The sequence below is a fragment of the uncultured Pigmentiphaga sp. genome (genome assembly GCF_937950555.1).
Classification (GTDB): domain Bacteria; phylum Pseudomonadota; class Gammaproteobacteria; order Burkholderiales; family Burkholderiaceae_B; genus Pigmentiphaga.
The window spans coordinates 92,898-99,293 of sequence record NZ_CALFCW010000066.1; the positions used below are offsets into that span (position 1 = coordinate 92,898).

The following is a 6,396-nucleotide window of genomic DNA, read 5'->3' on the forward strand; positions in this document are numbered from 1 at the left end:
AAAGCCGGCGCGCCATCGGCATACAACCATCATGGAGGAACGCGTGGAGACGACGCACACGATACGAGTCCACGACCAGGCGGGCAACTTGCTCGTCGCGCACCTGCGCTGGGGCGAGGCCGACATCAGTTGCACCTTGTACAAGGTGGACGGCGGCCCGCTTATTTTTCTTGCGGCGGACGGCAACCTGACCGATTCCGACGGGAACCGCTATACGCGGGTCGCCTAGGGCGCGCGCACGACCTGGCGGGTGTCAAAGCCGAGCGATCGGGCGTGGTCGAGCAATTGCTCGATCGTCGCCGGATCGGCCCGCTTCTCGCGGGAAAGTACCCACAAATACTTGCGATCAGGCGTTCCCACCAGCGCATGGCGGTAGCCCTCGTCGATCCGGATAATCCAATAGTCGCCCCAGACCAGGGGTAGCCAGGAGGTCCACGCCGGGGCGAAGCGCACTTCCAGCTTCGCAGGGTCGGGCGGGTCAACGCGACGGGCGAGCCGGCCCGCTGCGCGGGCGACCTTCGTTTTTCCTTCTGCTGTCCGGCACTGATTCGTCACGCCCAGCGCACCATCCGGGCCGATCGTGTAATCGGCCTGTACGTCGCCCACGCAATCGTCCTGAAAGCGGTTTGGCAGGCGCGCTTGTTCGTACCAGGTCCCGGCATACCGGTTGAGATCGACCCCGTCTTGCGTAGGCAGGCCGGGTCGATTCGAGGCACAGGCCGCCAGCGCGGTCATGGACGCGGCGCCAAGCAGAGGCAAAAGCTTCATCGCAGACTCCCCATTCGATGGCCCAGCGTAACGGGGAGTGGGGCTTGCAGGTGTTCGCTTTTGAAACGAGCGGAGGCCACCGGCACCGCCTGGTGCGCCGCCAGAAACACAAAAGCCACCATCGCTGGTGGCTGTAAGTGCCTGATTGGAATCAGAATTCTGGTGGGTCGTGCGCGACTCGAACGCGCGACCAACGGATTAAAAGTCTGGCCAACTGCAAACTACTGAGATTGAAATCGCCCGGATTATCAACGACTTGCGTCGATAGCCATTGATCCAAACACTGGGCATTCATCCAGGGATTTGCAGCAAAAGGCAGCCGTTTTCGGCGGTTTAGGTCAAGATTTGGTCAAGCTGGCCCATGCCAAATAACCGGCCCTTCGGCACCAGCCAGGCGCCCGCCATATCGCCAGTCTCCCCGCTCGTGGCCTGTACGGCAAGCGAGCCGGCATCGAAGAGGAACCGCATGAATGCCCCATTTGCGACCGGCGTCGGCGTGGCCGGTGCCACCGTGTTTCCTTCTGCATCGCGTGCTGGCCGGCAGGCTGCCCGCGACCTGCCTGCCGACCTGGTAGCTCAGCTGGCGACATATCTCGAAAGGCGGTTTGCTGGCCACGCGGCGGGCCGCGCCGATACGCCGGCGGAGCGCCGCCACAGGCATCGGGCCTTCGTCCAAGGATTTGCCCAGATCCTGGCGCAGCAGGTGCCGGGACTTGCCAAGGACGGCGACGATGCGCCCGCTGCTTGAACGCCTAGTCAGCATCCGCCTGCCCGCGGACAAACACGAGGAATACCGGCTCAAGGCGGCGCAGCACGGCCTGGCCCTGTCCGAGTATCTGCGGCTGCGGCTGGATGTTGACGACCACGTTGATGAGCGGATTGCGCAGCTGCGACTGGCCCTGCTCGACGAAGCAGACGCGGCCGAGCCCCCGCAATCGCAGGCCGTGCTGCTAGAACTCCTTCTGCTGGCGCGGCGCCGTGCGGCTCCGGCCGACTTACGGACCGTCCACTCCGACCTCGCCGCGATGGGCGTCGTCCCGTGGACACCTGATTCCCCAGGCCGCCCGCCGGACTAAGCAATCTGGGCGGCAGCCACGTTCTCCCGGAGACTCCATGACATCGAAGTTCTCGGCCGCCGGCCTGGCGGCCTGCCTGCTTTCGGCCTGCGGATTCGTACCCCCGAAGCCCCCGACCCCGCCTGACTCCGCACGCATTCCGATCAATCACGGCCCGCCGCTCCTGGCGCGGGCAGGCACGGCAGGCGAAGGCACGCCGTCGATCGATCTCACCGCCTTGGCGCAGCGCATCGATTCGCTGACCGAGAAACTGGAGGCCTGGCAACACCAGTCGCCCTCAACCACGGAGATAGCAGCGCAGCCGGCCGCGTTGGTGGACGGAAGCGACGCCGGCCAAGCCGCGCCCGCGTCTGACCTTCCCCCGGCCCCCGCCACGCCCCTTTCCACGTCGGCTGGTCTGCCCGAGGCAGACGCGACGCACCCAGGCACCAAACCAACGGCCGTCGCACCATTGACCGTCGCGCCCCTGGAGGCGATCCCGACGGTGGAGGTCGCCACAGGACCGGACGCCGGCCAGGCCGACGATGCCGCAGAAATCCGTGCCGACCACGAGCCGCCGACTGATGCGCCAGAGCTGGACCAGTCGGCGGGCGCGATCGACACGCCCGCGCCGGGGGAGGAGGTCGCGCCCGTTGAAATTGCTGCACCCGAACCGCTCCTCCCGTCCTGGCACGCCGAGCCGGGCCAGCGGCTGTCCGAAGTGATAGACGGCTGGGCCCAGCGCGAGGGCTGGACGGTTCGGTGGGAAACCGACCTGGACTACCCGATCGAGGCGCCGCTGGAGCTGACCGCCCCGACGTTCGTCGACGCGGCGGAACAGGCCTTCGGACTGTACCGCAATGCCAGCCGCCGCTTTGCGCCGGCCGCCTACACCAATCAAGTGCTCCTCGTGAGAGAGGCGAAATGACGATAGCCAAGATATTGCTGCCCCGGCCGCGCGCCATCATCATCGGCCTGACGCTCGTTGCGCTCGCCGGATGCGCAAGCTACAAGCGCATCGACGAGGCGCCGGAGCTAGCTGCACAGGCTGCAGACGACCTGGCCGCGCAGGCCCAGGCACAGCGCAACAGCTTTGCCAGCGGCGCCATCCGCCGGCTGTCGCAACCATGGGTGTCCCAGAACCCGATCAAGCAAGTCGCAACCCGGCCCAAGCTCCCCGGTGACCGTGATTGCCGACTCCGGCTCGTAATCGACGCCCCGATGTCGCTGCAGGAGCTGGCACAGATCATCAGCGCCGACTGCCAGCTGCCGGTGCGCATCACGCCTGACGCACTCGGTGCGCTCGCAGGCGCCTATGTCAGCGGGCCCGGCCAGACGCCTAGGCCCAGCCTCACGCCTGCAGCGGCCGAGCCGGCAGTTCCCGCGTTGGCGGAAGCGGCGGCGGTTCCAGGTATGCCGGCCGCGCAGCTTCGCCCGGTCGGCACACTTAGCAAGATCCAGCCGTTGCGCTGGATCGGCCAGCCGCTCTCCGGGCTGCTGGATGTTGTATGCAGTCAGCTCGGCCTGACCTGGAACTATCGCAGCGGCGCCATCGTCTTCAGCTACCTGGACACGCGTACCTTCAATGTCGGACTGCCGTCGGACATGACGTTCTCTTCAGCGGTCGCCCGAGGCAGCAATCTGCGCAACACGGGCGGTATGGGTGGATTCGGCGGCATGGGCGGGGAAGCAGCCTCCAGCAGGACGGGAGAAACCAACCAGGCCACAAGCGTGAGCTGGCGGGCCGAATTCGATTCGGAGTTTCGCGCCTCCATCGAAAGTCTCATGACGCCCTCGATCGGCCGCTACGCGCTGTCCTCAACGTCGGGCAAGTTGACGGTGACGGACACCCCGGACGCCCTGGACCGAATTGCAGCGTACGTCGACGAGGTCAACGCCGCGATGCGCCGCCGCGCCTCACTCTACGTGACGGTGGCGACGGTCACGTTCACCGACGCCGACAGCCTCGGGTTCAACTGGAATGCTGTCTGGCGCTCCGTCACCGGCAACTTCGGCATGCAGCTGGCTAACGGATTCACGCCGCTCGATGGCGGTCTGTCGGCCGGGTTCGGCATTCTGGAGACAGCAACCGGCAGCGCCGCGCAATTTGCCGGCACGCAAGCCATCCTCAGCGCGCTCCGGCGGCAGGGCAGCGTGCAGATCACACGACAACGTGGCGTGATCACGGACAACCGGCAGCCGACGCCGATCAGTTTGACCAGCGAGCAGCAGTACGTCTGCGGCCAACAGGCCATCAACACCATCGACGTCGGCACGTCGGAATCCATCCAGATGTGCAGCGCCGTCTCAGGCCTGGCGATGGACATGATCCCGTCCATCGAAGGCGACGAAGTGACGTTGCAGTTCACGTCCTCGATGAGCCCAACACCCGTCATCACCCCGGTCGAAGGGCTGGAAGACCGTGCGATCAAGGAGGCACGCAGCGATAGCCAAGTGTTCTCGCAGCGGGTAACCCTTCGCAGTGGCCAGACGATGGTCCTGAGCGATTATCAGGAGGTCTACGACAGCGCGACCAAGGAAGGCGTGGGTGGCCTGTCGGCGTGGGCTGTGACCGGCGGCGGGACACGCGAACAGACGCGTCGCATTGTCGTGATCATCATCAGCGCGCAGGTAATGCCTGACGACGGCTCGAACCCAACCACACGTGCGGGTGGCGCCCATGAAGACCCTTTCGCGACTTAAGCCGCGGCTTCGCCGCAAGCGACGAGTCCGCGTGTACTCGACGCCCGCCGGCGGTGCCCGCATCGTTGTTGGCCGCCGGGTCTTCGTAGCAGGCCTATTCTGGCAAGTGCTGGAGGGCCGCGCTTCGCCCCTCTCCGAAGCGCGAACCCTGGCCAAGGACACACAGCGCACGACGGGGGATCCCGTGCGGTTTGTGTCGCTCAATGAAGGTACGGCGCAGACGGCAGCAGGGTTCGCGATGAAGGCCACTCGCGCTCGCCGGGGGATGTATTCGCTCGCTGCGGTGGCGGCCGAAAGTCTCGGGCCGAACGTTGTCGCCGCCTTCGAGCTGGGCGAAGGGCGCTACGCGACCGTTGCTGCGATTCGCGGCGTCATCGTCCCGGAATCCGACAAGGTGGTCGACGCTACGGAGGCACGAGCAACCATAGCGGCACTCTGGCGCGAGCATTCTGGATCAGTCGAAGACGGCCAGATGCGTCTGTACGCGCCGCAGGCCGTTCTGCCGGACGCTGAAGACGTGTCGCTGGAGCAGCTGGCCAAGGGCGCACATCGGCAGCACCAGCTGCGCGCGCTGCAGTATCTCACGCCCAAGGAAGCGCTATCGCTGCTGGCGGTCGCTGGCGCCGTTGTGGCTGCCGGCTGGGGACTCTCAGCGTACTACGAGTACCAGGAGGCGCAACAGCGGGCCGCGGAGGCGCGCCGCCAGGCCGAGCTGGAGCGACTGCGCCGAGAAAGCGGCATGGATGCGCAGCAGCTTTCGCTGCTGCGCCCCTGGACCGCACAGCCCGGTGCAGTCGTGTTCGCCCGAACCTGCATGCAGGCTCTGTGGCGACTGCCCGTGACCATCGATGGCTGGGCGATCGCGCAGGCGCAATGCACACAGACGGCGGTCAAGGCCAAGTATTCCCGCACGATTGGACGCACGGTGGCCGGATTTCGCGAACGCGTGCAGCAATGGCTGCCAGAAGCGGCCAATGCCGTCGACGTGAGTGTGGACGCCAACGCGGCGACCATCAGCCTGGCGGTCACGATGCCACCTGGCGGTGATGACCCGCTCGCACCGCACGATGAGCGCATCGCTCGCTTGGCAACGCATCTGCAACGCCAAGTCGTACCGCTGGAGCTGGCCGCCAAGGCTTCAAGCCTGGCGCCCGGCTACCAGCACCCGCCGGACTCGCCGTTGCCTCCACCGACACCGGATTGGATGACAACCAACTGGAGCGTCAAGCGAACCGAACGTTCGCCGGCGGCGTTCCTTGCTGGCCTGCCGGCGCAAGGCGTCCGTATTACGTCCATTGAAGCGGCATTCGACGCCGACGGCCGGTTGCAATGGAGCGTTTCTGGAGATCTCTATGGTCAGTAGCAAAGTGGCCGGCCTGGCGCTGGCCTTCCTCAGTCTGAGCGCGCCTGTACACGCCCAGGAATCCCCGGCCGGCAGTACGCCGGAGGCGCCGCTCACGCTCGGCGACATCGACCGGATCATGCAGGATGAGATTCGGCTCAAGGCGTTGGTGGCGCGCGCCGAGCAGCAGGCACTACTGGAGAAGCTTGCCGCCGGCGAGTCGGGCGCGGACGTGCGGCCCGAGCCGCCACGGCTCGTTGCGCGCCGCGCCACCACGGCCGGCTGGGTTGGCACCTTCCTGTATCCGGGCGGACGCGCGGCGATGGCCGACGTCGGCGACATTCTGCCGGGAGGCTATCGGGTCGACGCCCTGGACGAAGGCACGCTGGCCCTCTCCTACAACGGGCAGCTGGCCGAACTCGCCGGAGCCGGCCCTGGCCAAGCAACGGAGGTGCGGTGATGTTGCTCGACCGAACCAATCTCGCTGAACTGCCGCCCGCAGAAGAGCCCTCCGCCGAGCCGATAGCC

Annotated in this window: 8 protein-coding genes; 7 read left to right on the top strand and 1 reads right to left on the bottom strand. The window is 66.4% G+C overall.

What is annotated here, in order from left to right; all coding sequences use genetic code 11:
• Positions 1-43 precede the first annotated feature (43 nt).
• On the top strand, positions 44-229 hold the full coding sequence (locus tag Q0319_RS15740) for a hypothetical protein (RefSeq protein WP_296465954.1): 186 nt from the start codon (positions 44-46) through the stop codon (positions 227-229).
• On the opposite strand, the gene Q0319_RS15745 is transcribed toward Q0319_RS15740, so the two are convergent.
• Complete coding sequence (locus tag Q0319_RS15745) at positions 226-768, bottom strand: lipocalin family protein (RefSeq protein ID WP_296465951.1); 543 nt, start codon at positions 766-768, stop codon at positions 226-228. The genes Q0319_RS15740 and Q0319_RS15745 overlap by 4 nt on opposite strands.
• Positions 769-1,234: 466 nt before the next feature.
• Here Q0319_RS15745 and Q0319_RS15750 point away from each other — a divergent pair, with 466 nt between their 5' ends.
• The 6 genes from Q0319_RS15750 to Q0319_RS15775 are packed head-to-tail and all read left to right on the top strand — an operon-like array spanning position 1,235 to position 6,328.
• On the top strand, positions 1,235-1,516 hold the full coding sequence (locus Q0319_RS15750) for a hypothetical protein (RefSeq protein ID WP_299454190.1): 282 nt from the start codon (positions 1,235-1,237) through the stop codon (positions 1,514-1,516).
• Positions 1,500-1,844 carry a hypothetical protein gene (locus Q0319_RS15755; protein ID WP_299454193.1) on the top strand — a complete coding sequence of 115 codons (345 nt, stop codon included), beginning with the start codon at positions 1,500-1,502 and terminating at the stop codon, positions 1,842-1,844. Before Q0319_RS15750 ends, Q0319_RS15755 begins: the two co-directional genes overlap by 17 nt.
• 37 nt (positions 1,845-1,881) lie before the next feature.
• Positions 1,882-2,751: a TcpQ domain-containing protein gene (locus tag Q0319_RS15760; protein WP_299454195.1), complete on the top strand. Its 870-nt coding sequence runs from the start codon at positions 1,882-1,884 to the stop codon at positions 2,749-2,751.
• The gene (locus Q0319_RS15765; protein WP_299454198.1) at positions 2,748-4,526 is read left to right on the top strand and encodes a PilN family type IVB pilus formation outer membrane protein; all 1,779 of its coding nucleotides are present in this window, start codon (positions 2,748-2,750) and stop codon (positions 4,524-4,526) included. Before Q0319_RS15760 ends, Q0319_RS15765 begins: the two co-directional genes overlap by 4 nt.
• Positions 4,504-5,889 (top strand): type 4b pilus protein PilO2, encoded by a 1,386-nt coding sequence (pilO2, locus tag Q0319_RS15770; RefSeq protein ID WP_299454200.1) that lies wholly within the window; start codon positions 4,504-4,506, stop codon positions 5,887-5,889. Before Q0319_RS15765 ends, pilO2 begins: the two co-directional genes overlap by 23 nt.
• Entirely contained in the window at positions 5,879-6,328 is a 450-nt protein-coding gene (locus Q0319_RS15775) for a hypothetical protein (RefSeq protein WP_299454202.1), read from the top strand. The genes pilO2 and Q0319_RS15775 overlap by 11 nt, the downstream gene beginning before the upstream one ends.
• Positions 6,329-6,396 lie beyond the last annotated feature (68 nt).